Source organism: Pseudomonas sp. LF020, assembly GCF_053456425.1.
Map to the genome: position 1 here is coordinate 147230 of NZ_JBRFIX010000006.1, position 25243 is coordinate 172472.

32 protein-coding genes are annotated in these 25243 nt (G+C 61.4%); 13 read left to right on the forward strand and 19 right to left on the reverse strand.

Going from position 1 to position 25243, the window contains the following annotated elements:
- Positions 1-256: 256 nt before the first annotated feature.
- The 4 genes from ftsY to rpoH all read left to right on the forward strand — a co-directional run bounded on the left by ftsY (position 257) and on the right by rpoH (position 4455).
- A complete protein-coding gene (gene ftsY / locus ACU680_RS15960; protein WP_448179938.1) occupies positions 257-1795 on the forward strand; it encodes a signal recognition particle-docking protein FtsY in 1539 nt (512 codons plus the stop codon).
- Positions 1792-2463 (forward strand): cell division ATP-binding protein FtsE, encoded by a 672-nt coding sequence (ftsE, locus tag ACU680_RS15965; RefSeq protein ID WP_003229148.1) that lies wholly within the window; start codon positions 1792-1794, stop codon positions 2461-2463. The genes ftsY and ftsE overlap by 4 nt, the downstream gene beginning before the upstream one ends.
- A complete protein-coding gene (ftsX, locus tag ACU680_RS15970; RefSeq protein WP_007964135.1) occupies positions 2460-3485 on the forward strand; it encodes a permease-like cell division protein FtsX in 1026 nt (341 codons plus the stop codon). The genes ftsE and ftsX overlap by 4 nt, the downstream gene beginning before the upstream one ends.
- Positions 3486-3600: 115 nt before the next feature.
- Positions 3601-4455, forward strand: a complete 855-nt coding sequence (gene rpoH, locus ACU680_RS15975; protein ID WP_003229146.1) for an RNA polymerase sigma factor RpoH — start codon at positions 3601-3603, stop codon at positions 4453-4455.
- A 150-nt stretch (positions 4456-4605) separates the two neighbouring features.
- Here the strand turns inward: rpoH and mtgA are convergent, their stop codons facing one another.
- Complete coding sequence (mtgA, locus tag ACU680_RS15980) at positions 4606-5328, reverse strand: monofunctional biosynthetic peptidoglycan transglycosylase (protein WP_448179939.1); 723 nt, start codon at positions 5326-5328, stop codon at positions 4606-4608.
- A gap of 74 nt (positions 5329-5402) precedes the next feature.
- Here mtgA and ACU680_RS15985 point away from each other — a divergent pair, with 74 nt between their 5' ends.
- The 4 genes from ACU680_RS15985 (at position 5403) to trmB (ending at position 7644) form a co-directional block, all read left to right on the forward strand.
- Positions 5403-5774, forward strand: a complete 372-nt coding sequence (locus tag ACU680_RS15985) for a DUF423 domain-containing protein (RefSeq protein ID WP_367086082.1) — start codon at positions 5403-5405, stop codon at positions 5772-5774.
- An 80-nt stretch (positions 5775-5854) separates the two neighbouring features.
- Entirely contained in the window at positions 5855-6055 is a 201-nt protein-coding gene (gene thiS, locus ACU680_RS15990; protein ID WP_167734067.1) for a sulfur carrier protein ThiS, read from the forward strand.
- Positions 6056-6114: 59 nt separating this feature from the next.
- On the forward strand, positions 6115-6909 hold the full coding sequence (locus tag ACU680_RS15995; RefSeq protein WP_007964131.1) for a thiazole synthase: 795 nt from the start codon (positions 6115-6117) through the stop codon (positions 6907-6909).
- 9 nt (positions 6910-6918) lie between these two features.
- A complete protein-coding gene (gene trmB / locus ACU680_RS16000; RefSeq protein WP_367086080.1) occupies positions 6919-7644 on the forward strand; it encodes a tRNA (guanosine(46)-N7)-methyltransferase TrmB in 726 nt (241 codons plus the stop codon).
- 119 nt (positions 7645-7763) lie between these two features.
- Here trmB and ACU680_RS16005 read toward each other — a convergent pair whose 3' ends face one another.
- The 10 genes from ACU680_RS16005 to ACU680_RS16050 all read right to left on the reverse strand — a co-directional run bounded on the left by ACU680_RS16005 (position 7764) and on the right by ACU680_RS16050 (position 14796).
- Positions 7764-8087, reverse strand: coding sequence for a DUF3392 domain-containing protein (locus ACU680_RS16005; protein ID WP_003229134.1), 324 nt, complete (start codon positions 8085-8087; stop codon positions 7764-7766).
- A gap of 28 nt (positions 8088-8115) precedes the next feature.
- Positions 8116-9321: a radical SAM family heme chaperone HemW gene (hemW, locus tag ACU680_RS16010; protein WP_448179940.1), complete on the reverse strand. Its 1206-nt coding sequence runs from the start codon at positions 9319-9321 to the stop codon at positions 8116-8118.
- The gene (gene rdgB / locus ACU680_RS16015; protein ID WP_448179941.1) at positions 9318-9914 is read right to left on the reverse strand and encodes an RdgB/HAM1 family non-canonical purine NTP pyrophosphatase; all 597 of its coding nucleotides are present in this window, start codon (positions 9912-9914) and stop codon (positions 9318-9320) included. The genes hemW and rdgB overlap by 4 nt, the downstream gene beginning before the upstream one ends.
- Positions 9911-10345 (reverse strand): DUF4426 domain-containing protein, encoded by a 435-nt coding sequence (locus ACU680_RS16020; protein WP_448179942.1) that lies wholly within the window; start codon positions 10343-10345, stop codon positions 9911-9913. The genes rdgB and ACU680_RS16020 overlap by 4 nt, the downstream gene beginning before the upstream one ends.
- Positions 10346-10371: 26 nt before the next feature.
- A complete protein-coding gene (metW, locus tag ACU680_RS16025; protein WP_367086078.1) occupies positions 10372-10992 on the reverse strand; it encodes a methionine biosynthesis protein MetW in 621 nt (206 codons plus the stop codon).
- A gap of 7 nt (positions 10993-10999) precedes the next feature.
- On the reverse strand, positions 11000-12139 hold the full coding sequence (gene metX, locus ACU680_RS16030; protein ID WP_103369352.1) for a homoserine O-succinyltransferase MetX: 1140 nt from the start codon (positions 12137-12139) through the stop codon (positions 11000-11002).
- A 229-nt stretch (positions 12140-12368) separates the two neighbouring features.
- Positions 12369-12665 (reverse strand): DUF167 domain-containing protein, encoded by a 297-nt coding sequence (locus ACU680_RS16035; RefSeq protein WP_448179943.1) that lies wholly within the window; start codon positions 12663-12665, stop codon positions 12369-12371.
- Positions 12662-13252 carry a YggT family protein gene (locus ACU680_RS16040; RefSeq protein ID WP_047297137.1) on the reverse strand — a complete coding sequence of 197 codons (591 nt, stop codon included), beginning with the start codon at positions 13250-13252 and terminating at the stop codon, positions 12662-12664. Before ACU680_RS16040 ends, ACU680_RS16035 begins: the two co-directional genes overlap by 4 nt.
- A gap of 10 nt (positions 13253-13262) precedes the next feature.
- Entirely contained in the window at positions 13263-14081 is an 819-nt protein-coding gene (gene proC / locus ACU680_RS16045) for a pyrroline-5-carboxylate reductase (protein WP_448179944.1), read from the reverse strand.
- Positions 14082-14109: 28 nt separating this feature from the next.
- Entirely contained in the window at positions 14110-14796 is a 687-nt protein-coding gene (locus tag ACU680_RS16050; protein ID WP_448179945.1) for a YggS family pyridoxal phosphate-dependent enzyme, read from the reverse strand.
- Positions 14797-14852: 56 nt separating this feature from the next.
- Here ACU680_RS16050 and ACU680_RS16055 point away from each other — a divergent pair, with 56 nt between their 5' ends.
- Positions 14853-15887 carry a type IV pilus twitching motility protein PilT gene (locus ACU680_RS16055; protein WP_448179946.1) on the forward strand — a complete coding sequence of 345 codons (1035 nt, stop codon included), beginning with the start codon at positions 14853-14855 and terminating at the stop codon, positions 15885-15887.
- Between the two features lie 121 nt (positions 15888-16008).
- Here the strand turns inward: ACU680_RS16055 and ACU680_RS16060 are convergent, their stop codons facing one another.
- Entirely contained in the window at positions 16009-16635 is a 627-nt protein-coding gene (locus ACU680_RS16060) for a C40 family peptidase (protein WP_108591856.1), read from the reverse strand.
- A 248-nt stretch (positions 16636-16883) separates the two neighbouring features.
- Between ACU680_RS16060 and ACU680_RS16065 the strand changes: the two genes are divergently transcribed.
- Entirely contained in the window at positions 16884-17315 is a 432-nt protein-coding gene (locus ACU680_RS16065) for an NINE protein (protein ID WP_047596579.1), read from the forward strand.
- A 107-nt stretch (positions 17316-17422) separates the two neighbouring features.
- On the opposite strand, the gene ACU680_RS16070 is transcribed toward ACU680_RS16065, so the two are convergent.
- From ACU680_RS16070 to gshB, 7 genes are all read right to left on the reverse strand, one after another.
- On the reverse strand, positions 17423-18694 hold the full coding sequence (locus ACU680_RS16070; RefSeq protein WP_448179947.1) for a dihydroorotase: 1272 nt from the start codon (positions 18692-18694) through the stop codon (positions 17423-17425).
- Positions 18691-19695, reverse strand: coding sequence for an aspartate carbamoyltransferase catalytic subunit (locus ACU680_RS16075; protein ID WP_003229107.1), 1005 nt, complete (start codon positions 19693-19695; stop codon positions 18691-18693). The genes ACU680_RS16070 and ACU680_RS16075 overlap by 4 nt, the downstream gene beginning before the upstream one ends.
- A gap of 28 nt (positions 19696-19723) precedes the next feature.
- Complete coding sequence (gene pyrR, locus ACU680_RS16080) at positions 19724-20230, reverse strand: bifunctional pyr operon transcriptional regulator/uracil phosphoribosyltransferase PyrR (RefSeq protein ID WP_007964111.1); 507 nt, start codon at positions 20228-20230, stop codon at positions 19724-19726.
- 81 nt (positions 20231-20311) lie between these two features.
- Positions 20312-20749 carry a Holliday junction resolvase RuvX gene (gene ruvX, locus ACU680_RS16085; RefSeq protein WP_003229101.1) on the reverse strand — a complete coding sequence of 146 codons (438 nt, stop codon included), beginning with the start codon at positions 20747-20749 and terminating at the stop codon, positions 20312-20314.
- Positions 20749-21321 (reverse strand): YqgE/AlgH family protein, encoded by a 573-nt coding sequence (locus ACU680_RS16090; RefSeq protein WP_025109150.1) that lies wholly within the window; start codon positions 21319-21321, stop codon positions 20749-20751. Before ACU680_RS16090 ends, ruvX begins: the two co-directional genes overlap by 1 nt.
- 213 nt (positions 21322-21534) lie before the next feature.
- A complete protein-coding gene (locus ACU680_RS16095) occupies positions 21535-22434 on the reverse strand; it encodes an energy transducer TonB (RefSeq protein ID WP_007964106.1) in 900 nt (299 codons plus the stop codon).
- A 107-nt stretch (positions 22435-22541) separates the two neighbouring features.
- Complete coding sequence (gene gshB / locus ACU680_RS16100; protein ID WP_367086070.1) at positions 22542-23513, reverse strand: glutathione synthase; 972 nt, start codon at positions 23511-23513, stop codon at positions 22542-22544.
- 225 nt (positions 23514-23738) lie between these two features.
- Here gshB and pilG point away from each other — a divergent pair, with 225 nt between their 5' ends.
- The 3 genes from pilG to ACU680_RS16115 are packed head-to-tail and all read left to right on the forward strand — an operon-like array spanning position 23739 to position 25119.
- Positions 23739-24143 (forward strand): twitching motility response regulator PilG, encoded by a 405-nt coding sequence (pilG, locus tag ACU680_RS16105; RefSeq protein WP_448179948.1) that lies wholly within the window; start codon positions 23739-23741, stop codon positions 24141-24143.
- Positions 24144-24203: 60 nt separating this feature from the next.
- Positions 24204-24569 carry a twitching motility response regulator PilH gene (gene pilH / locus ACU680_RS16110; protein ID WP_083367667.1) on the forward strand — a complete coding sequence of 122 codons (366 nt, stop codon included), beginning with the start codon at positions 24204-24206 and terminating at the stop codon, positions 24567-24569.
- Between the two features lie 10 nt (positions 24570-24579).
- Positions 24580-25119 carry a chemotaxis protein CheW gene (locus ACU680_RS16115; protein WP_108591852.1) on the forward strand — a complete coding sequence of 180 codons (540 nt, stop codon included), beginning with the start codon at positions 24580-24582 and terminating at the stop codon, positions 25117-25119.
- Positions 25120-25243: the final 124 nt, after the last annotated feature.

A 25243-nucleotide genomic window follows, 5' to 3' on the forward strand; every position in this document is an offset into this window, starting at 1 on the left:
ACGCCTATCAGGTTTTCAGGCCTGATGCGGTTGTATAGGTTGGCGGCAGAAAGCTGCGGTTTATCGACTAGACTTCGCTTTTTCGCCGATTTTGCCGGTTTAGTCCTTCGTTAATACGAATCTTTGGGGTGCCGCTGGCGCCTCGACAAAATGTTGCGCGTGAACAAGCTGGATGAAACACAGTCTGTTCTGCATCGAATATTTATTTGCCGGGGCGCCCTTATGGCGCGTCGCTACCGTGAGATAGCCGTCCTCCATGTTTGGTTCCAACGACGACAAGAAGACCCCAGCTGCGGCTGGCGAGAAGAAAAGCCTGTTCGGATGGCTGCGTAAGAAACCGCAGGAACCCGTCGTCGAACAGCCGCCCGCGATTCCTGAACCGGCTCCGACGCCAGCGCCTGCCATAGAAGAAGAGCCGGCGCCGATCGTGCTGCCGATTGCCGAGCCGGTGCTGCAACCGGTCGAGCCCGAGGCAGAACCTGAAACCCCGGTGGCGGCCGAGCTGCCACTGACGCCGGCGGCCGAGCCGTGGCTCACCCTGCCAGTGGCAGAGGAGCCGGTGGCCTTGGTCGAAGAGGCCGCGCCGCATGTGACACCGCCGATTCCGGCGCCTGCCGCGTTCGTCCCTGAAGTCGCTCCGGCGCCAGTGGTTGAGCCGGTTGTCGAGCCTGCGCCGGTTGTTCCCGAGCCAGTGACCCCGGTGGTCGTCGCCCCTGTTGCGCCGGTCGTTCAGCAGCCCGAGCCTGCACCTGCACCTGCACCTGCACCTGCACCTGCACCTGCACCGGTCGTCGCTGCTCCGGTGGTGCCGGTGGAAGTGGTTGCTGAAACGCCAGTGGAAGCCCCGCGCAGCGAAGAAACCAAAGTCGGCTTCTTCGCCCGCCTCAAGCAAGGCCTGTCGAAAACCAGCGCCAGCATCGGCGAGGGTATGGCCAGCCTGTTTCTCGGTCGTAAAACGATTGATGACGATTTGCTCGATGAGCTGGAAACCCGTCTGCTGACCGCTGACGTCGGTGTCGAAGCCACTACGCAGATCATTCAGCGTCTGACCCAGAAGGTCGCCCGCAAAGAATTGGCCGACGCCGACGCGCTGTACAAGTCGTTGCAGGCCGAGCTGGCGGCGATGCTCAAGCCGGTCGAGCAGCCGCTGAAAATTGCCTCGCAGAACAAGCCGTTCGTGATTCTGGTGGTCGGCGTCAATGGCGCTGGCAAGACCACCACTATCGGCAAACTGGCGAAGAAGCTGCAACTGGAAGGCAAGAAAGTCATGCTCGCCGCCGGTGACACCTTCCGCGCCGCTGCCGTTGAGCAGCTGCAGGTCTGGGGCGAGCGCAACAAGATCCCGGTGATCGCCCAGCACACCGGCGCCGACTCTGCTTCGGTGATCTTCGACGCCGTGCAAGCCGCCAAGGCCCGTGGCATCGACGTGTTGATCGCCGACACCGCCGGTCGTCTGCACACCAAAGACAACCTGATGGAAGAGCTGAAGAAGGTGCGCCGGGTGATCGGCAAGCTCGACGCCGACGCGCCGCACGAAGTGCTGCTGGTACTTGATGCCGGCACCGGTCAGAACGCGATCAACCAGGCCAAGCAATTCAACCAGACCGTCGAACTGACCGGCCTGGCGCTGACCAAGCTCGACGGTACCGCCAAGGGTGGGGTGATTTTCGCCCTGGCCAAGCAGTTTGGCCTGCCGATCCGCTACATCGGCGTCGGTGAAGGCATCGACGATCTGCGTACCTTTGAAGCCGAACCCTTTGTCCAGGCACTGTTTGCCGAGCGGGAGCGTTCATGATTCGTTTCGAACAGGTCGGTAAACGCTACCCGAACGGTCACGTCGGCTTGCATGAGCTGAGCTTTCGAGTCCGTCGTGGCGAATTTCTGTTTGTCACCGGCCACTCCGGTGCCGGTAAATCCACGCTGTTGCGCCTGTTGCTGGCGATGGAGCGTCCGACCAGCGGCAAACTGCTGCTGGCCGGGCAGGACCTGAGCACCATCAGCAACGCGCAGATTCCGTTCCTGCGTCGGCAGATCGGCGTGGTGTTCCAGAACCATCAGTTGCTGTTCGATCGCACGGTGTTCAACAACGTCGCGCTGCCGCTGCAGATTCTCGGCTTGTCCAAGGCTGAGATCGCCAAGCGCGTCGATTCGGCGCTGGAGCGCGTGGCGCTGTCGGATAAAACCGATCTGTACCCGGGCGACCTGTCCACCGGTCAGCAACAGCGCGTCGGCATCGCTCGCGCCATCGTCCACCGTCCAGCCCTGCTGCTGGCGGACGAACCGACCGGTAACCTCGACCCGCGTCTGGCGGCCGAGATCATGGGCGTGTTCGAAGACATCAACCGCCTGGGCACCAGCGTGCTGATCGCCAGTCACGACCTGGCCCTGATTGCGCGTATGCGTCACCGCATGCTGACTCTGCAACGCGGCCGATTGATCGGCGACGGGGAGGCCGGCGTATGAGTGCGACACGCAGTCCAAAGGTTTCCGAGCGCGTGGCCCCGAAGGCCGCCGATCCGCAACCGCCAAAGAAGAAAAAACACGACGATGACGACGGCCCGGACTTTTCCACGCTGTTGCGTTCGTGGATCGAAAGTCACCGCGCCAGCCTGCTGGACAGCCTGCGGCGCCTCGGCAAGCAGCCGATCGGCAGCTTCTTCACCTGCATGGTGATGGCCGTGGCGCTGAGCCTGCCGATGGGCCTGTCGCTGCTGATCAACAACGTTGAGCGTCTGGGCGGTTCGTGGCAGCGTGCGGCGCAGATTTCGCTGTACCTGCAGCTGGATGCCACGCCCGCGCAGGGTGAATCGTTGCGCGAGCAGATCAAAGGCATGCCCGGCGTCGCTGATGCCGAATATGTTGGTCGTGATCAGGCGCTGGAAGAGTTTCAGCAGCAGTCCGGTCTGGGCGAAGCTCTGCGCGAGCTGCCGGAGAACCCGCTGCCAGGCGTGGTGCTGGTGACCCCGAACGAGGTCGACAAGCCGACTCTGGAAGCATTAAGACAAAAACTTTCCGAGCTGCCGAAGGTACAACAGGCGCAACTTGATCTAGTCTGGGTCGAGCGTCTGGCCGCCATCCTCAAGCTCGGTGACCGTTTTGTCTTCGGTCTGACGGTGCTTTTGGTGTCTGCATTACTTTTGGTGATAGGCAATACCATTCGTCTTCATATTGAAAACCGCCGCACAGAGATAGAAGTGATTAAACTCGTCGGCGGCACTGACAGCTATGTACGTCGCCCCTTCCTTTATATGGGCGCGTTGTATGGCTTCGGTGCGGGGGTTCTGTCCTGGGGTGTGCTGGCGTTCGGCCTGAACTGGCTGAACGACGCGGTGGTTGGACTGGCCGGCTTGTACGGCAGTGATTTCGCGCTGGCCGGAGTGCCAGTTGCCGACGGTCTGTCGCTCTTGCTTGGCGCGGTGCTGTTGGGTTATATCGGTGCATGGATTGCAGTCGCACGTCATCTCAGGGAGCTGGCGCCGAAGTAGAATCTTTTTTGCGCGTGATTGACCTTGCGGTTTTTTTGGGAACTTGTACTTGAATTCCCGGTCAATTTTTCGCAGTGCCGAGAGGCACGAGTATGTAAGTGGGAGGTTTTTTCGCATGACCAATTCTTTGCAACCTGCGTACGCGTTGGTTCCGGGTGCGAACCTGGAAGCCTATGTGCACACCGTCAACAGCATTCCATTGCTGACGCCGGAGCAGGAGCGTGAACTGGCCGAGAGTCTCTACTATGAGCAGGATCTGGGGGCGGCTCGGCAGATGGTGCTCGCCCACCTGCGATTTGTCGTACACATTGCCCGTAGCTATTCCGGCTATGGTCTGGCTCAGGCTGACCTGATCCAGGAAGGTAACGTCGGCTTGATGAAGGCGGTAAAACGCTTCAACCCGGAAATGGGTGTGCGTCTGGTGTCGTTCGCCGTGCACTGGATCAAGGCGGAAATTCACGAGTTCATCCTGCGCAACTGGCGCATTGTGAAGGTCGCGACCACCAAGGCCCAGCGCAAGCTGTTCTTCAACCTGCGCAGCCAGAAGAAACGTCTGGCGTGGCTGAACAACGAGGAAGTTCACCGTGTGGCGGAAAGCCTCGGCGTTGAACCACGTGAAGTGCGCGAGATGGAAAGTCGCCTGACCGGCCACGACATGGCTTTCGACCCGGCTGCTGAAGCCGACGACGACAGCGCTTTCCAGTCGCCGGCCAACTACCTGGAAGACCACCGGTACGACCCGGCGCGTCAACTGGAAGATGCCGACTGGAGCGACAACTCCAACCACAACCTGCACGAAGCGCTGGAAGTGCTGGACGAACGTAGCCGCGACATCCTCTACCAGCGCTGGCTGGCAGAAGAGAAAGCCACGCTGCACGACCTGGCGCAGAAGTACAACGTGTCGGCCGAGCGGATCCGTCAGCTCGAGAAGAGCGCGATGAACAAGCTCAAATTGTCGATCGCCGCCTAACCGGCGCCTCGGCAAACAAAAACGCCCCGATCAGTGATGATCGGGGCGTTTTTGTTTAGAAGATCAAAAGATCGCAGCCTGCGGCAGCTCCTACACGGGACTGCTTTGCACCTGTAGGAGCTGCCGCAGGCTGCGATCTTTTGCTTTTAGCTACTGCGCCCAAGGCGCCCGGCGCGAATCATCCAGCCCCAGCAAATAACTGGTCCCGCCCAACTGATTCATTTGCTGCCGAATCCACCCGGCCCGCCGCGATACATACGCTGTCGGATGGCTGGCGCTCCACACTCGCGGGTTAGGCAACACCGCCGCCAGATAACTCGCCTGCTGCCGCGACAGTGACTTGGCGCTCACACCAAAGTGATGACGTGCTGCGGCTTCGGCACCAAACACCCCGTCATCCCACTCGACGCTGTTCAGGTAAACCTCAAGAATCCGCTGCTTGGGCCACAACACCTCGATCAGTGCGGTAAACCATGCTTCCAGGCCTTTGCGCAGATAGCTGCGACCGGACCACAGAAACAGGTTCTTGGAGACTTGCTGACTCAAGGTACTGGCACCGCGAATCGAACCGCCGAGTTCGTTGTGGGTCAGCGCAGCCTGAATCGCGCCGAAGTCAAAACCCCAGTGCTCGGGAAACTTCTGATCTTCGCCGGCCATGACCGCGACCTTAAGGTCGTCGGAGATCTCGTCCCACGGTTTCCAAGTGCGCTGCAGGTCAATCGGCTCGCCGTCGACCCAGGATTCGATCTTGCGCTCGACCATCAGCGCCGTGCCCGGCGGCGGCACGAAGCGAAACAGCAACACCAGCAATACGCTGCCGCCCGCGAACCAGAGCAGGGCCTTCGTGAGACGACGCAAAAGTGAACGCAGCATAGAGATGGCTTGGCCGAACCGATAGAGCGGGCCATTATACAGACCCTGCCGAACGAGTCTGACTGGAGTTCCACATGCTGCGTGGCTTTTTGATGCTGGCCGCTTTCTTTGGTTTTACCGGCGTCGCCCTCGGCGCATTCGCCGCCCATGGCCTGAAAAATCGCCTCACGCCTGAGTATCTGGCGATCTTCCACACCGGCGTGACCTATCAACTGGTGCACACCCTGGCGTTGTTCGGTGTGGCGCTGCTCGCCACGCAGATTCAGGGGCGGCTGGTGACCTGGGCGGGTATTTCGTTCACTGTCGGCATTCTGCTGTTCTCCGGCAGCCTGTATGTGCTGACCACCACCGGCATCAGCAAGCTCGGCATCATCACTCCGTTCGGCGGTCTGGCGTTTCTGGTTGGCTGGCTGTGTCTTGGACTTGCCGCCTGGCGCCTGCAGTAAACCGCTTGACGCTTGGTGCTGACCTTTAGGTCATGATCGGGCTAGAATGCCACCCCCTAAAAATGATGGCGGCCAGGCGCATGCGCATTCAGTTGAACGGCGAATCCCTTGAACTGCCCGACGGTGAAACCGTTGCGGCCCTGATTGCCCGTATGGACCTGACCGGTCGCCGGGTGGCAGTCGAACTCAATCTGGATATCGTCCCGCGCAGCCAGCATGCCGACACCATCCTCAACGATGGCGACAACGTCGAAGTGGTGCACGCCATCGGCGGCGGCTGATCGCCGGCCCGCAAGGGCACAGAATTCTGCAAGACCCTCACCCCTAAAGAGGATTCCCCATGAGCATCGTTCGCAGCGACAAGCCTTTTGTTCTGGCCGGTCGTACTTACCAGTCGCGTTTGCTGGTCGGTACCGGCAAGTACCGTGACATGGAAGAAACCCGTCAGGCCATCGAAGCCTCGGGTGCCGAGATCGTCACCTTCGCCGTGCGCCGTACCAACCTCGGACAGATCGAAGGCGAGCCGAACCTGCTCGAAGTGCTGTCGCCGGATCGCTACACCTTCCTGCCGAACACTGCCGGTTGCTACGACGCTATCGAGGCCGTGCGCACTTGCCGCCTGGCCCGTGAGCTGCTCGATGGTCATAACCTGGTGAAGCTGGAAGTGCTGGCCGACCAGAAAACCCTGTTCCCCAACGTGATCGAAACCCTCAAGGCCGCCGAAACGCTGGTCAAGGAAGGCTTCGACGTGATGGTTTACACCAGTGATGACCCGATCATCGCTCGCCAACTGGCGGAAATCGGCTGTATCGCGGTCATGCCGCTGGCCGGTCTGATCGGTTCCGGTCTGGGGATCTGCAACCCGTACAACCTGCAGATCATCCTCGAAGAAGCGAAAATTCCGGTGCTGGTGGATGCCGGTGTCGGCACCGCCTCCGACGCCACTATCGCCATGGAACTGGGCTGTGACGCGGTGCTGATGAACTCGGCCATCGCCCACGCCCAGCAACCGGTGATGATGGCCCAAGCCATGCAACACGCGATCGTCGCGGGCCGTCTGGCCTATCTCGCCGGTCGCATGCCGAAAAAACTCTATGCCAGCGCCTCTTCGCCGCTGGATGGTCTGATCAAGTAAGAGCCATTGATGACTGAATCGAACGACACGCCTCTCCAGACGGAAGAGGGCGACGAGCGCCAACACCGCCGCATCAAGAGTTTCGTGATGCGCGCCGGGCGCATGACCGAAGGCCAGCAACGCGGTCTGGATCAGGGCGCGCCGCTGTTCGTGCTGCCGCTGGCCGACGCGCCGGTGGATTACGATCAGGTGTTCGGCCGTTCCGCGCCGCGTTCGCTGGAGATCGGTTTCGGCATGGGCCACTCGCTGCTGGAAATGGCTGCGGCGGCACCGGATCAGGACTTCATCGGTGTTGAAGTGCACCGTCCGGGTGTTGGCGCGCTGCTCAATGGCGTGCTGACTCAGGGTCTGACCAACCTGCGGGTCTACGATTGCGATGCGATCGAAGTGCTCAACCGCTGCATCGCCGACAACAGCCTCGATCGCCTGATGCTGTTCTTCCCGGATCCATGGCACAAGAGCCGTCACCACAAGCGTCGCATCGTTCAGGCGTCCTTCGCCGAGCTGGTGCGCAGCAAGCTGAAGGTTGGCGGCATCCTGCACATGGCCACCGACTGGGAACCGTACGCCGAGTACATGCTGGAAGTGATGAACGTCGCTCCGGGCTACCGCAACCTCGCCGAAGACGGCAAATGCGTACCGCGCCCGGCCGAACGCCCGATCACCAAGTTCGAACGCCGCGGCGAACGTCTGGGGCATGGCGTGTGGGATCTGAAGTTCGAAAAACTGTCCTGAGCCCCGCGCAATATCCAATGTAGGAGCTGCGGCACGCTGCGATCTTTTGATCTTGATTTGAAGATCAAAAGATCTCAGCGTGCCGCAGCTCCTACAGTTGTTTTGGGGGTGGCGAAAGATCAGCGGCGGTCAGCGACGACGCCGATAAGGACGAGCACCACCAACAACACCGGCGCCAGGCTGTAGTTGTTGAACTGGCTCAAACCCTTGACCACCCACGGCGTCGCATAGATCAGCGCGGCGCCGCTGCCGATCACGCACAGCAGGGCCATCAGTGGTACGCGCAGAGCGCCGGCGATGCTGCCCAGACGTTGCTCGACCCAGCCTTTGAAGTCGGCGCCGAACAGCACCAGCAGGCAGCCCACCAGGGCCAGGGCGATTTCCGAGAGGTTGCTGCGGCTCCAGCGGGACACGGTGGCGAGCAGGTCGAGTATCAAATCCATGCGGTTTTCCTTGGGGCGGCCGTCAGGCTCAGCTCAGAAAGTTCTGCAGCAAGTCGTTGAGGAACAGTTGTCCGCGCTCGGTGGCCGCCAGACGTGACGGTTCGACCTGCATCAGGCCGCTTTGTTCGGCCTCGCGGCGGTGCTCGGCGAGACTTTCCAGCGGCAGGCCGGTGCGCTCGGGATACAGGCGCGATTCCACGCCTGCCGTCAGACGCAAAGCGTTCATCAGGAACTCGAACGGCATCTCGTCATTGCTCAGGGCTTTCTCGCCAGCCTGGAAGCTCTTGGCCGGGTTGAGATAGTCCTTCGGCAAGCGCGTCTTCCAGGTGCGCACAATACGCCCGTCCGGATGGCTGAGCTTGCCGTGCGCGCCAGCACCGATGCCGATGAAGTCGCCGAAACTCCAGTAATTGAGGTTGTGCCGTGCCGGCCGCCCGGGCTGGGCATAGGCAGAGACTTCGTATTGCGCGTAACCGTGTGCGGCCAGCAGCGCTTGTCCGGCTTCCTGAATGTCCCACAGCGTGTCGTCTTCCGGCAGCACCGGCGGCTGGTTCCAGAACACCGTGTTCGGCTCCAGCGTCAGCTGATACCAGGAGATGTGCGTCGGTTGCAGTTCGATGGCCTGGCGCAGATCGCTCAAGGCATCTTCCAGCGACTGGTCGGGCAGGCCGTGCATCAGGTCGAGGTTGAAGTTATCGAACCCGGCCTGACGCGCCATTCCCGCCGCACGCACCGCTTCGTCGCCGTTATGGATACGCCCGAGGGCTTCGAGTTTCTGCTGCTGGAAGCTCTGGATGCCGATCGACAAGCGATTGATCCCCAGCTTGCGATACGCGACGAACTTCTCTTGCTCGAAGGTGCCGGGGTTGGCTTCCAGGGTGATCTCGATGTCGTGCGCAAACGGGATGCGCTGCTCGACGCCTTTGAGCAAGCGCCCGAGGGCTTGCGCGCTGAACAGGCTCGGCGTACCGCCGCCGAAGAAGATCGAACTGATTTCACGGCCATACACCGCGTGCAGGTCCTGATCGAGATCGGCCAGCAACGCGTCGACGTATTCCTCTTCTGGCAGCACCGGGCTGGCGGTGTGCGAGTTGAAATCGCAATACGGACATTTGCGCACACACCACGGAATGTGGATGTACAGCGCCAGGGGCGGCAGCGTTGGCAGCGGCGCCCGAGGCGAAGAGGCGGCGCCGCCGATGATCAGCGACGACGCGAGGTGGCTGTCGGTCATTTCAGGCCCAGACGCTGGCGCAGCAGATCCATTGCACGGGCGCGGTGGCTGATCTGGTTCTTGTCGGCCGGGCTCAGTTCGGCGCTGGACACGTCACGCTCCGGCACCCAGAACAGCGGGTCGTAGCCGAAACCGTGCTCGCCACTGGCGGCGGTCAGGATGCGCCCGTGCCACAGGCCTTCGCAGAGAATCGGCAGCGGATCATCGGCATGCCGCACCAGTGCCAGCACGCAGACGAACTGCGCGCCGCGCTCGTCTTGCGGCACGTCTTTGAGGGCGTCGAGCAGTTTGGCGTTGTTCGCCGCATCGCCCTTGCCATCGGCATAACGCGCCGAGTAGATGCCCGGCGCACCGCCGAGGAAGTCCACCGCCAGACCGGAATCGTCGGCCAGCGCCGGCAGACCGGAGATGCGCGCGGCATTGCGCGCCTTGAGGATCGCGTTCTCGACGAACGACAGACCGGTTTCCTCCGGTTCGACCTTGCTCCATTCGCCGATCGAGCGCAGTTGCACCGAATCGCCGAGCATGGCCTGGAGTTCTTTGAGTTTGCCGGCGTTATGGCTGGCCAGTACGAGCTGCTTGAGGTTCATCATTCGCCGGGGAAAAGTTCTTGGTTGAAGTTGATGGTGTTGATCTTGTCGCCGTTCTGCACCTTGATTTCAAAGGTGCGGGTTTCCTGCTGCTCCACCGGATACTGGGCGATGTAGTAGATGGCGCCCTGTTCGGTGACCTGGCGGAAGTTCAGCGGCACGCTCTGGCTGGTCAGGTCCTTGACTGTGCCGGTGACATTGGCGCTCAGCGGTTTGCCGTCCTTGATCACCGAGACGTTGATCACGCCCTGGTTCTTGCTGCGGATCAGCTCGGCTGCTTTGGCGATGTCGGGTGTCAGGAAGGTCGAGTTGAAAGTGTTGTAGTGCACGGTAACGTCGCCGAACACTTCCTTGCGTTCGCCCTTGATGGTATCGGCGGCCACCGCCGACAGACTCAGGCAGGCGGCCAATAGCACAGTAATCAAGCGACCCATGATCGTTCTCCTCGAAATGTCGTGGTTCAGACCGCGATCCGGTGATCTGCAAGGCCCGGACTGCTGACGCGGTAGATACCGATCTCACCTAACAGATTAGGCCATAGCTTACTGGCCCACCCGTGGCGGTGCTGTTGATCCACGGCAAGCCGATCAATGACCTTCGCATCACGTTCGCGACAAAGTTCTTCAAAGTCTTCGAAGGTGCAGAAGTGAATGTTCGGCGTGTTGTACCACGTGTACGGCAGGAACTCCGACACTGGCATGCGGCCCTTGCTCGCCAGATACCAACGGCAGCGCCAGTGACCGAAGTTGGGGAAGGTGATGATGCATTGACGACCGACCCGCAGCATTTCGTCGAGGATCTTGTCCGGGTAGTGCACGGCCTGCAGGGCCTGGGTCATGACCACGATGTCGAAACTGTTGCTGGCGAAGTTGCCCAGGCCCTTGTCCAGATCCTGCTCGATGACGTTGATGCCCTTGGCCACGCACTCGGCGATGTTGTCGGCGTCGTTTTCCAGGCCATAGCCGGTGACGTTCTTGTTGTCGCGCAGCCAGGTCAGCAGTTCGCCGTCGCCGCAACCGAGGTCGAGCACGCGGCTGCCGGCGGGGATCCATTCCTGGATGATTTCCAGATCAGCTCTCATGGCTTGTTCACACCGTAATTCGGTTCATGTAATTGCCGAACGCCTGCAAATAGCGCGGGATCGGAATCAGGAAGGCGTCGTGGCCCTGGGGGGCATCGATTTCCAGATAGCTGACGTCTTTGCGTGCCGCCATCAGCGCGTCCACCAGTTCTCGCGAGCGGGCCGGGGAGAAGCGCCAGTCGGTGGTGAACGACATCACGCAGAACTTGGCGGTGGCGTTTTCGAAAGTTTTCGCCAGGTTATCGTCGAAGTTCGCCGCCGGATCGAAGTAGTCCAGCGCCTTGGTCATCAACAGATAGGTGTTGGCATCGAAACGCCCGGAGAATTCTTCACCCTGATAACGCAGGTAGCTTTCAACCTGGAACTCGACGCTGTGGAAGTCGTAGTTGAGCTTTTCGCTCTTCAGGCCACGGCCGAATTTCTCGCCCATCGAGTCGTCGGACAGGTAGGTGATGTGCCCGACCATCCGCGCCAGCATCAGCCCGCGCTTGGGGATCACACCTTGTTCCTGGAACGAACCGCCGTGGAATTCCGGGTCGGTGAGGATCGCCTGACGCGCGACTTCGTTGAAGGCGATGTTCTGCGCCGACAGCTTGGGCGCCGAAGCGATGGCGAGGCAGTGACGCACGCGATCCGGGTAGGTAATGGTCCACTGCAAGGCCTGCATGCCGCCGAGGCTGCCGCCGATCACGGCGGCGAACTGGCGGATGCCGAGTAGATCGGCCAAGCGCGCCTGACTGTGCACCCAGTCTTCCACGGTGAGCACCGGGAAGTCGGCGCCGAACGGCTTGCCGGTCTCCGGGTTGATACTGCTCGGGCCGGTGGAGCCGTTGCAGCCGCCCAGATTGTTCAGGCTGACCACGAAGAACTTGTTGGTGTCGATCGGTTTGCCGGGGCCGATGCAGCTATCCCACCAACCGGGTTTGCGGTCGTCCGCGCTGTGATAGCCGGCGGCATGGTGATGTCCGGACAAGGCGTGGCAGATCAGCACGGCGTTGCTCGCCTGCGCGTTCAGCGTGCCGTAGGTTTCGTAGATCAGGTCGTAGGCGGGCAGCGAACGGCCACAGGCCAGGGCCAGAGGTTCACTGAAGTGCGCCGTTTGCGGCGTCACCAGACCAACAGAATCGGGGGGAAAGGCAGCTGGCATCGACCCTGCTCTCGTTGAAATGAGGCGTAAGTCTAAAGACCGGGGGGGTTAGCGGCAAGCGGCCCTCACCCTAGCCCTCTCCCAGAGGTAGAGGGGACCGACCGAGGTGTTCTTTTGAGCTACACCGACCTGATCTATCCGGGGTGAACTCAGGTTCTGAAAACACCCTGGATCGGCTCCCTCTCCAGGGGGAGAGGGCTGGGGTGAGGGGTACAGACGCCGCAAAAACTCAAGACAAGCGCCCAACCAACCCAGGCAACTCCGGCAGCTTCTTCGGCGCACAGATCTTCACCCGTTTCTGCCGGTTCAATTCGCCGCTGAGCAAGCTGACCTGGCTCTTGGACACGCCAAACGCCTTGGCCAGAAAGCCCATCAGATAAGCATTGGCCTTGCCCTCGACCGGCGGCGCGGTGAGGCGTATCTTCAGGCGGTCACCGTGCAGCCCGGCGAAATCATCGCTTCGGGCTGCCGGTTGCAGATGACATTCGAGGATCAAGTCCTCCCCGTCCCAGCGAAACCAGCTCACATCAGCAGGCGCAGGATTTCCGGCATCATGGTCATCGCCGCCAGATTATTGATCACCAGCATGTCGATCAGCTTCAGCGCGAGAAAGGCGAAGATTGGCGACAGATCCAGACCGCCGAGGTTCGGCAGAATCCTGCGGAACGGTGCCAGCGCCGGCTCACAGATCTGGTTCACCAGTTCAGCGCCCGGGTTGTGGCTGCCCGGAGCGACCCACGACAGGATCACGCTGATGATCAGGGCGAAGAAGAAGATCTTCAGGAACAGCGCGGTCACGCCGATGATCGACCAGATGAACAGCTGCAGCGGGTTGCCGGTGGTGCCATAGGTCAGCAGCAGGGTCAGGGCCATCAGCGCCAGTTGCACGAGGATCGCCAGAACCAGCGACGACATGTCCAGGCCGAACAGGCTCGGGATGATCCGGCGCAGTGGTTTGAGCAGCGGCTGGGTGGCCTTGACCACGAACTGGCACAGCGGGTTGTAGAAGTTCGCGCGCACCAGTTGCAGGACGAAGCGCAGCAGCACGATCAGCAGGTACAGACTGCCGAGGGTTTGCAGCACGTAAACCGCTGCGGTGTTCAATCCAATCATGTAAGGCTCCTTATTTGCCCAGTTGTTCGGCCATTTCGGCCGAGCGGTGCGCGGCGGCGCCGAGTGCTTTTTCTACCAGGGCTTCGAAGCCATCAGCCTGGAATGATTTGATCGCGGCCTCTGTGGTGCCATTTGGCGAGGTCACGCGGCGGCGCAGTTCGGCGGCGTCGACATCGCTGGATACCGCCATGTGCGCGGCGCCCAAGGCCGTCTGCACAGTCAGTTGCTCGGCGATTTCCTTGGGCAGGCCGAGTTTGACGCCGGCGGCGGTCATCGCTTCGATCAGCAGGAAGAAATACGCCGGGCCGGAGCCGGAGACCGCAGTCACGGCATCGAGTTGCTGTTCTTCGTTCAGCCACAGCGCGATGCCGACGGCGGACAGCAGCTCTTCAGCCTGCTGACGCTGTTCGGCGGTCACTTCGCTGGTGGCGTACAGGCCGCTGACGCCCTGACGCAGCAGCGCCGGGGTGTTCGGCATGCAGCGCACGATTGGCTGCTCGCCGAGCCACGCAGTCATGCTCGCGCAGGTGATGCCGGCGGCGATCGACACCACCAGTTGCTGCGGTTGCAGGCTCGGGCGGATGGCTTCGCACACGGCTTTCATCGCCTGTGGCTTGACCGCCAGCACGATCACGTCAACGCCGTCGATGGCCTGGGCGTTATCGGCGAAGGTTTCGATGCCGTGTTCGGCGCTGACGCGTTGGCGGGTCTCTTCGCCCGGATCGCTGGCGCGAATCTGGCTGGCTTGCAGACCCTTGGCCCGCAGGCCGCCGATCAGGCTGGCGGCCATGTTGCCGGCACCGATAAAGGCAATGCGTGTGTTGCTCATGTCAGGTCCTTTTTCAGATGGCTGTCGGTCATTGCTGACCGTAATCTCTGGCGCCAAACAGGGCGGTACCGATCCGCACCCAGGTGGCGCCTTGGGCGATGGCGGACTCGAGGTCGTGGCTCATGCCCATGGAAAGTGTGTCGAGCGGCAGATTCAGGCTGGCCTGCAAACGTTGCACGGCAGCGAAAGCGGCATCTTGTTCGGCGCGATCTTCGGTCGGCTCGGGAATCGCCATCAGCCCGCGCAGTTTCAGGCGCGGCAGGGTGCTGATGGCCTCGGCCAGCGCCGGCAGGTCGGCCGGGGTGCAGCCGGACTTGCTCGCCTCACCGCTGACGTTGACCTGAATGCAGATGTTCAGCGGCGGCAGCTCGGCCGGGCGCTGTTCGGACAGGCGTTGGGCAATTTTCAGGCGATCCACGGAGTGCACCCAGTCGAAATGCTCGGCGATGGCGCGAGTCTTGTTCGATTGAATGGGGCCGATGAAGTGCCAGATCAAGGGCAGGTCGGCCAGTTCGAGCTGTTTGCCCAGGGCTTCCTGCAGATAGTTCTCGCCAAAGTCACGCAGGCCGGCGGCGTAGGCTTCACGTAGGTCCGACGCGGGTTTGGTTTTGCTGACCGCCAGCAACTGCACGCTGTTTTCACTGCGCCCGGCCGCTGCGGTGGCAGCCTGGATGCGCGAACTAACCAGTTGGATGTTGTCTGCTATCGTGGACATCAAGAGGCGCCGGCGGTCTGAAGGTTCGCGGCATTCTACTGGAATTGAGGGACGCTATGGATATCACTGAACTGCTGGCGTTCAGCGCCAAACAGGGCGCTTCCGACCTGCACCTGTCGGCGGGTCTGCCGCCGATGATCCGCGTCGACGGCGATGTGCGGCGGATCAATCTGCCGGCGCTGGATCACAAGCAAGTGCACGAATTGATCTACGACATCATGAACGACACCCAGCGCGTCGACTTCGAGAAACACCTGGAAACGGATTTCTCGTTCGAAGTCCCCGGCGTGGCGCGTTTTCGGGTCAATGCGTTCAACCAGAACCGGGGCGCCGGCGCGGTGTTCCGCACCATTCCCTCGAAAGTGCTGAGCATGGAAGACCTTGACATGGGCGACGTCTTTCGCAAGATCACCGATGCGCCGCGCGGGCTGGTGCTGGTGACCGGGCCGACCGGGTCCGGCAAGTCGACCACGCTGGCGGCGATGATCGATTACCTCAATACCCATCGCCATCACCACATTCTCACCATCGAAGATCCGATCGAGTTTGTCCACGAATCGCGCAAATGCCTGATCAATCAGCGCGAAGTCCATCGCGATACCCGCAGCTTCGCCACGGCGTTGCGCTCGGCGTTGCGCGAAGACCCGGATGTGATTCTGGTGGGCGAGATGCGCGACCTGGAAACCATTCGCCTGGCCCTGACCGCTGCCGAGACCGGGCATCTGGTGTTCGGCACGCTGCACACGACGTCAGCCGCCAAGACCATCGACCGTGTTGTCGATGTATTTCCGGGCGACGAGAAGTCGATGGTGCGTTCGATGTTGTCCGAGTCGCTGCTGGCGGTGGTGTCGCAGACGCTGATCAAGAAGATCGGCGGCGGGCGGGTGGCAGCCCACGAGATCATGCTGGGAACGTCGGCGATCCGGAACCTGATCCGCGAGGACAAGGTGGCGCAGATGTATTCAGCGATTCAGACCGGCGGGTCGTTGGGGATGCAGACACTCGACATGTGCCTGAAGGAGTTGGTGACCAAGGGCTTGATCAGTCGCGAGCATGCGCGGGAGAAGGCGCGTACGCGGGATAATTTCTAAAGGCTGGAATGCACCTGTGGCGAGGGAGCTTGCTCCCGCTTGAGCGCGTAGCGCTCACAAGATTTTGGGGCTGCTGCGCAGCCCAGCGGGAGCAAGCTCCCTCGCCACAGTTGATCGTGTTTCAGCGTTGAACTACACGCATCTGCTTGCCAGCCGGTTCTTTCGGCAACACACGCTTGGCAACCACGTAATGCTGTTCCCAGTATGGCTTGTTCAGCGTATCGATGCTCACCGCTTTGCCACGACGTGGTGCGTGGATGAAGCGGTCGTTGCCCAGGTAGATGGCAACGTGGTTGACCCGACGACTCTTGATGTTGAAGAAAATCAGGTCGCCCGGTTTCAGATCCTTGCGCTCGACTTTCTCGCCATGCCCGCTGGCCATCGCATTGGAAGTGCGTGGCAGGTCGAACGTGGCGTCGTTGAACGCATATTTCACCAGACCGCTGCAGTCGAAGCCTTTACTTGGGCTGCTGCCGCCCCAACGATAGGGAGTACCGAGGACGTTCACCGCACGGCTCAGGACGTTGCTGCTTTCCTTGTTGGCCATCGGTGGCACCAGCTTGCCGTGACTCTTGCTGGCAAGCGTGGTGTGTTTCGTTTGTTTGCTGCTCTTGCTCGAAGGAGCCGAAGCATGGGATTTAGGGGTGAAACCGTTGACGTTGGGAAGACGTTGCTCACGATTGGTGGCGTGGGCGGCCAGTGGCATTAATAGGCAGATGGTTAGCCATGTCTTGAAAAATGGTCGCATTAGGCGTGGCTCTTATGTGTTAGCGCGCAACTTTATAACAGCTTTTTTGTCCCTTCCGAGGCCGTTGGTCGATTCCATCGGAGGGCAACGGAACCAAACAAGCGGCAAATGGACGCAATTGTCGGACAGAAGTCCGGTGCTACAAGGCTTTGACGGACGACACGGTAACATTTGCCGTACGTCGGCTACATGTAAAAAAGTCACAAAGAATTAAAGAAAATTTATCTATCGTGTGAATCGAGGTCTTCATGAACCGCTATCAGCAGGTCGCTGCACCGCAGGATACACACAGCAAAATCATCGGTTATCTGCTGTGGATTTTTGGTTTTACCGGCGCTCACCGCTTCTATTACGGCAAACCGGTGACCGGCACGATCTGGTTTTTCACCTTCGGTCTGCTGGGCATTGGCTGGCTGATCGACGTGTTCCTGATCCCGGCAATGGATCGCGAGGCGGACCTGCGCTTTGCCGCAGGGCCGATCGAATACAACGTGGCGTGGATACTGCTGACGTTCCTGGGCGTATTCGGCGTGCACCGGATGTACCAGGGCAAGTGGATCAGCGGGTTGCTGTATCTGCTGACCGGCGGGTTGTTCTTTATCGGGGTGCTGTATGACTTCTGGACCCTGAATGATCAGGTTTCGGTGCGCAACGCGCAGAATCGCGGCGCTTTCCAGTAATTGTGGCGAGGGAGCTTGCTCCCGCTGGGTCGCGAAGCGGCCCCTCTCTTGATCCAAAAGAAGGTCTGCTGCGCAGCCCGGCGGGAGCAAGCTCCCTCGCCACAGAGTTACGCCTGGTGGCTGATCCGCCCATCGACCAAGGTGTAACGCACTACACCCGGCAGGGTGTGCCCAAGGAACGGACAGTTCTCGCCCTTCGACAGCCAGCCTTCACCGGCCACGGTGGATGCCTTCGGATCGAACAGCACGATATCCGCCGCGCCGCCCACCGCCAGTTTGCCCGCCGGCAGACGCAACGCGTCCGCAGGCCCAGCGCTCAGGCGCGCCAGCAGGGTCGGCAGATCCAGCAAGCCGTCTTCAACCAGCGTCATCGCCAGCGGCAGCAGCAATTCCACGCTGCTGATGCCCGGCTCGGTCGCGCCGAACGGCGCCAGTTTGGCGTCGCGTTCATGCGGCTGGTGATGGCTGGAGATCGCCGAAATCACCCCGGACTTCACCGCTTCACGCAGGCCGTCGCGGTCGGCGCGGGTGCGCAGCGGCGGTTGCACGTGATACAGGCTGCTGAAGTCGATCAGCGCTTCATCGGTGAGAATCAACTGATACAGGGCGACATCCGCCGTGACCTTCAAGCCACGGGCCTGGGCCTGGGCGATCAGAGCCACGCCGCGCGCGCTGGTCAGTTGGCTGAAGTGCGCGCGCACGCCGGTCTGCTCGACCAGCAGCAGATCGCGGGCCAGGGCGACGGTTTCCGCCGTTTCCGGAATCCCCGGCAAGCCGAGGAAACTGGCGACTGCACCTTCATGGGCCAGACCGCCATCCGCCAGATCGTGATCCTGCGAGTTGAAGATCACCGTCAGGTCGAAGGTCGCCGCGTACTCCAATGCCCGGCACAGGGTGCGGGTGTTGCGGAAACTCTCCAGACCATTGCCGAACGCCACACACCCGGCGTCACGCAGGGCCACCAGTTCGGCCAGTTGTTCGCCATCCAGGCCTTTGCTCAGCGCGCCGATGGGGAACACCTTGGTGTTGCCGGCTTCGCGGGCGCGGTCGAGGATCAGTTCGGCCACGGCCGAGGTGTCGAGTACCGGTTTGGTTTTCGGCGGGCAGCACAGGCTGGTCACGCCGCCAGCCGCCGCGGCGCGGGTTTCGCTGGCGATGCTGCCTTTGCGGCTGTAGCCCGGCTCGCGCAGAGCCACGTTAAGGTCGACCAGCCCGGGCGCGGCAACGAGGCCTTGGGCGTCGATGGTTTCCACAGCGGTGAAACCGGCCGGTGCGGCGCCGAGGGCGACGATCTTGCAGGCTTCAACGTGAATGTCGGTGATTTGATCCAGGCCGCTGCTTGGATCGATGACGCGGGCGCCGAGAATGCTGAGCTTCACTGGGCGTTCTCCTGCTCGAATTGACGTTGCGCTGTTTGCCCGCTCATGGCCATCGACAACACAGCCATGCGGATGGCGATGCCGTAGGTGACTTGATTGAGGATCACCGAATGCGGGCCGTCGGCCACTGCCGATTCGATCTCCACGCCACGGTTGATCGGCCCCGGGTGCATGACGATGCAATCGGGTTTGGCCCCGGCCAGACGCGCGGTGGTCAGGCCGAACAGACGGTAGAACTCGCCTTCGCTCGGCAGCAGGCCGCCGGTCATGCGCTCACGCTGCAGGCGCAGCATGATCACCACGTCGACGTCCTTCAGGCCTTCGTTCATGTCGGTGTAGACCTTGACGCCGTACTGCTCGATGCCGATCGGCAGCAGGGTCTTCGGCGCGATCACGCGGATGTCCGGGCAGCCGAGGGTCTTCAGGGCGAGCATGTTTGAGCGCGCCACCCGCGAGTGCAGGATGTCGCCGACGATCGCCACCGAGAGGTTTTCGAAACCACCCTTGTGCCGACGGATGGTGAGCATGTCGAGCATGCCCTGGGTCGGGTGCGCGTGCCGGCCGTCGCCGCCGTTGATGATCGCCACCTGCGGGCAGACATGCTCGGCGATGAAGTGCGCGGCGCCGGAATCACCGTGGCGCACGACGAACATGTCGGCGGCCATCGCTTCGAGGTTGCGCAGGGTGTCGAGCAGGGTTTCACCTTTGCTGGCCGACGAGGTCGACACGTTCAGGGTGATCACGTCCGCCGACAGTCGCTGGGCCGCCAGTTCGAAGGTGGTGCGGGTGCGGGTGGAGTTTTCGAAGAACACGTTGCACACGGTCTTGCCGCGCAGCAACGGGACCTTCTTCACCGCCCGGGCGCCGACTTCGAGGAACGAGTCGGCAGTGTCGAGGATTTCCGTCAGCAACTCGCGGCGCAGGCCATCGAGCGAGAGGAAGTGGCGCAGCTGGCCCTGATCATTGAGCTGCAGCGGGCGCTTGGTATCTAGAGGCGTCATCGCGAGGGGGACTCTCAATAAGGGCGGGTTAGGAATTCAGGTCTTGCAGTTCGAGCGTCAGCGGCTCCGGGCCAGACAGTTTGACCCGCTCGTTGGCGGCCAGCGACAGGGTCGCACCCACCACGTTCGGGCGGATCGGCAGCTCGCCGGCGTCCAGGTCGAGCAGGCAGACCAGGGTCACGCTGGCCGGGCGGCCGTAGTCGAACAGTTCGTTCATGGCGGCGCGGATGGTCCGACCGCTCATCAATACGTCATCGATCAGCACCAGGTGCTGGCCTTCGATCTCGAAGGGCAGGGCCGAGGGGCGCACTTGCGGGTGCAGGCCGTTCTGGCTGAAGTCGTCGCGGTAGAAGGAAACATCCAGCGTGCCCAATGGCGCGTCGCTGCCCAGTTCCTTGAGCAAGGCCTGCGCGACCCAGATGCCGCCAGTGCGGATGCCGATGTAACGCGGTTCGCTGATATCACGCTGTGCCAGGTGCGCCTTGAGGCGGGTCGCCATCTGGCTGATCAGATCGGCGGGATTGGGCAGGCTCATGGTTGCTCCTTCGTGATTCCGAGCCGCGTCCTGCCGGACGTGGCTGGGTTTATAACCAAAAGAAAAGCGCCGAAGCGCTTGTCAGGATTCAAACAATGCAGTGTTTTCATCGAGCCAGCCCTGCAACAGCAGGGCGGCGGCGATGGCGTCCACTGGGTTGTCGCGGTAACTGCCTTTCTGCCCGCCGCGCACCAGTCGTTCACCCTTGGCTTCAAAAGTGGTCAGGCGTTCGTCGTGGGTATAGAAGGGCACATTGAAGCGGCCATTGAGGCGTCGGGCGAATTTTTCGGCGCGCAGGCACATTTCGCTGGGCGTGCCGTCCATGTTCAGCGGCAGGCCGACCACCACGGCGTCGGGTTTCCATTCCTTGAACAGCGCTTCAACCTGATTCCAGTCGGGTACGCCGTTCTGCGCTTTCAGGGTGCACAGCTCGCGGGCCTGGCCGGTAATCACCTGGCCGACCGCAACGCCGATCTGTTTGGTGCCGTAGTCGAAGCCGAGAATCAGGCGCAGGGCCATCAGGCGTGCCCCGCCTGACTGGTCAGCAGGCTGAGGTTGATCCCCAGGTGCCGGGCCGCCGCTTCCAGACGCAGTTCGCTGCTGGTGTTGAACAGGATGTCGGCGTCGTACGGGCAGGTCAGCCAGGCATTGTCGGCCAGCTCGGCCTCCAGTTGCCCGGCTTCCCAACCGGCGTAACCGAGGGCGATCACGCTTTTCGCCGGGCCTACGCCGTCGGCGATGGCGAACAGCACGTCCTGCGAGGTGGACAGCGCCAGATCACCGTCCAGCTCGACGGTGGCCTGAAAGGTCTTGCCCGCCGGGTGCAGGACGAAACCGCGATCGGTCTGCACCGGGCCGCCAATGAAGATCGGCACATGCTGGCACAGCGCTGGCGGATCGATGTCCGGGCGCAATTGCTCGAGGATGTCAGCCAGATTCAGCTCTTGCGGTCGATTGACCACCAGCCCCATGGCGCCATTGGCCGTGTGCTCGACGATGTAGGTCAAGGTGTGGGCAAAGTTCGGGTCGGCCATGTGCGGCATGGCGATCAGGAAATGATGCTTGAGGTAGCTGGGGCTGACGTTTTTCATGAGCGATAGTGTGGCGTCGTAGGGGCAAACTGACAAGCTGACGATGCGTTGCAACTGGTCTTCACCGGACCTCTGTGGCGAGGGAGCTTGCTCCCGCTCGGCTGCGCAGCAGTCGTAAAACCTGACAACGCGGTGTGTCCGGAAAAAGCAGGGGGCCGCTTCGCAGCCCAGCGGGAGCAAGCTCCCTCGCCACAAAAGCTCGCTTGGCGCTGGTCAGTTACTGGACAGCTTGTCGCCCCGGGCAAATTTCCAGGTGCGGATGATTTCCAGTCGGTCGATATCCGACAGATCGCCGGTAAACGGTGCAAACGGTGCCGCCAGCCGGACGATGCGCTGCGCCGCCTGATCCAGCAACGGCTGGCCGGACGATTCCAGCACCAGCACTTCATACAGCGAGCCATCGCGGTTGATCGAGACCATCAGCCGCAGGTTGCCGTAGATCTGCTTGCGCCGCGCTTCTTCCGGGTAATTGAGGTTGCCGATGCGCTCGACTTTCTTGCGCCAGTCATCCTTGTACCAGGCGCCCTTGTCGCGCATGGTCGAGGCTGCGCTCAAACGGTGGATACGCGGGCGCTTGGCATACAGCTGTTGTTCGTTGGCCAGTTCCGCTTCGAGGCTGGCGATGTCGCTGGACAGCTGCGAGCTGTCGAACGTCGGTGCGTTGACCGCAGGTTTGGTCTCGGTCTTGGTTTCTTCTTTCTTGGTCGGCGCCTTTTGCTGTTTCGGCGCCACGGTGGTCACCGCAGCCTTGGGCGCCGCTTCGCGGACTTCCGGTTTGGCGGCCGGTGGCGGGGTGACCTTCTTGACCTGATTGTCCTGGAACGGCGCGACCTCGGTGGTCTTGGGGATCGCCTTCTTGTCGAGGGTGCCGCTGCCTTCCTGGTTTTCCTGAGCGAGGAAATCAGCCTTTTTCGGCTTGGTCTCACTCTTGAACGTGGCGAGGGTGATTTCCAGAGTTTTGCTGATCTGCTTGGGCTCGACCATGGTGAAGCCAACGCCAAGCAGCAGCGCCAAATGAATCAGCGCCGCGAGAAACAGGGTAAATCCGAGGCGATCGGCCGGGCGCACGCCACGATGGGCGAGTTCTGCGGGCAGATCGGACGGGAGGGTCATGACAAGAAAACCAACATCGCGTTTTTCAGAGGCTGCGCATGATAACGCAATGTTGGTTTCGCGCCTTGGGCTTCACGCTTCAAGCGACAGACTGCATGTGACACACGTCAAGCTTGCGGCTTTTTGCCGGCGGCTTGCAGCTTCTTGTCGATCGCATCCATCAGCATGCCGCCGATGTCGGTGCCGAAAGCATTGTCGATTTCGCGGATGCAGGTCGGGCTGGTGACGTTGATTTCGGTGAGGTGCTCACCGATCACGTCCAGACCGACGAACAGCAGGCCTTTCTCGCGTAAAGTCGGGCCGACTTGCGCGGCGATCCAGCGATCCTTGTCGGTCAGCGGACGCGCTTCTCCACGACCACCGGCGGCGAGGTTGCCACGGGTTTCGCCTTGAGCCGGAATTCGCGCCAGGCAGTAATCCACCGGCTCGCCGTCGATCATCAGGATGCGTTTGTCGCCATCGACGATGGCCGGCAGGTAGCCCTGAATCATGATCTGCTGCTTGCCGTGCAGGGTCAGGGTTTCCAGGATCACCGACAGGTTCGGGTGACCGGAGGTGTGGCGGAAGATCGACGAACCGCCCATGCCGTCCAGCGGCTTGAGGATCACGTCGCCATGGTGGTCGGCGAATTCGCGCAGCACATCCGGGCGACGGCTGACAATGGTCGGTGGCGTGCACTGCGGAAACAGCGTGGCGAACAGCTTTTCGTTGCAGTCGCGCAGGCTCTGCGGCTTGTTGACCACCAGCACGCCGACGGTTTCGGCCTGTTCCAGCAGGTAGGTGGAGTAGACGAACTCCATGTCGAACGGCGGATCCTTGCGCATCAGGATCACGTCCAGATCACTCAGCAGGTTGTCCTGCTCGGCGTCCAGTTCGAACCATTTTTCCGGGTTGGCGAAGACTTTCAGCGGCTTCATGCGTGCCCGGGCCTGACCTTCGGCCTGATACAGGTCGCGCTGCTCCATGTAGAACAGTTCCCAGCCCCGTTTCTGCGCGGCCAGCAGCATGGCCAGCGAGCTATCCTTTTTATAGGAAATGCTGGCGATAGGGTCCATGACAATCCCGACGCGAACGCTCATTGGGTTTTCCTCGAAAATTGGCTACCGGATCGGTATTGAAAAAGTGCCGCCAGAGTGGCTCCGGGCGGGTTTTCGGTCAAGGGAAAACCCGTCGATAGATTGGACCGGGAGACTGTGCTAAAAAGGCTGCCATGCGGTGCTGGCCCTTGAACATCAAGGGTTTCCAGCCATTACTCATCGCAAAACGGACAATTTGATTCGCAAAGGCGACGGTAGAGCCCCCTTATGGAACAGCAGTCCAGCGCCTTGAAGGTCATGGTCATCGACGACTCGAAAACGATTCGTCGCACCGCCGAAACGCTGTTGAAGAATGTGGGCTGCGAAGTCATCACGGCCATCGACGGTTTCGACGCCTTGGCGAAAATCGCCGACCACCACCCCGGGATCATTTTTGTCGACATCATGATGCCGCGCCTGGATGGTTATCAGACCTGCGCTTTAATCAAGAACAACAGCGCGTTCAAGGGCACGCCGGTGATCATGCTGTCGTCGCGTGACGGGCTGTTCGACAAGGCCAAGGGGCGGATTGTCGGTTCTGATCAGTTTTTGACCAAGCCTTTCAGCAAGGAAGAGCTGCTTGACGCGATTCAGGCCCACGTTCCGGGCTTCGCCGCCGTTTTGCCGCAGTAAGACACGTACAGTGACGCTCGGCCAACGGGCCGGATGTCGACAAGAAAAATGGGGAAGACCATGGCACGTATCCTGATCGTCGATGATTCGCCGACTGAAATGTACAAACTCACCGGCATGCTGGAAAAGCACGGCCATGAAGTGCTCAAGGCCGAAAACGGTGCCGACGGCGTGGCCCTGGCCCGTCAGGAAAAGCCCGATGCGGTCTTGATGGACATCGTCATGCCCGGCCTCAACGGCTTTCAGGCCACCCGCCAGTTGACCAAGGATGCCGAGACCAGCCACATCCCGGTGATCATCATCACCACCAAGGATCAGGAAACCGACAAGGTCTGGGGCACCCGTCAGGGCGCGAAGGATTACCTGACCAAACCGGTCGAAGAAGACATGCTGATCAAGACCCTGAACAACGTGCTCAAAGGCTGATCGCGTCGCCATGAACGAATCGCTGACTGCGTTCGAACTGCTGTGGCAGATCGACCAGCGCTGCCGCCTGCTGGCGGCGGACCTGCCGTCGCAGCCCGGCCGTCAGGATCGCTGGAGCGGCATCGGTTTTCGCCTCGGCGAGCATTGGTATGTGACGCCGATGGGCGAAGTCAGCGAAGTGCTGCACGAACCGCGCTGCACTCAGTTGCCCGGGGTCAAGCCGTGGGTCAAAGGGGTGGCTAACCTGCGTGGACGCTTGCTGCCGATCATGGACCTGTGCGGATTCTTCGGCCACGAGCTGTCGCCGTTGCGCAAACAGCGCAGGGTATTGGTGGTGGAGCACAACGACGTGTTCGCCGGGTTGCTGGTGGATGAGGTGTTCGGTCTGCAGCACTTCGAGCAGGACAGCTTCGAGCCGATCTCCATCAGCAAACGGCAGGGCTCCAAGGCCGAGTTCGTCAAAGGCTATTTCCGGCGCGAGCAGAACTGGCGGGTGTTCAGCCTGTTTGCACTGGCGAAATCGCCGGTGTTCATGAGCGTCGCGATTTAGTGGAAACACCACCCAAACCTGTGGGAGCGGGCTTGCCCGCGATGGCGTCAGATCAGTCGCCATAGATGTCGGATGTGCTGGCCTCTTCGCGGGCAAGCCCGCTCCCACAGGGTTTTCGGTGAGC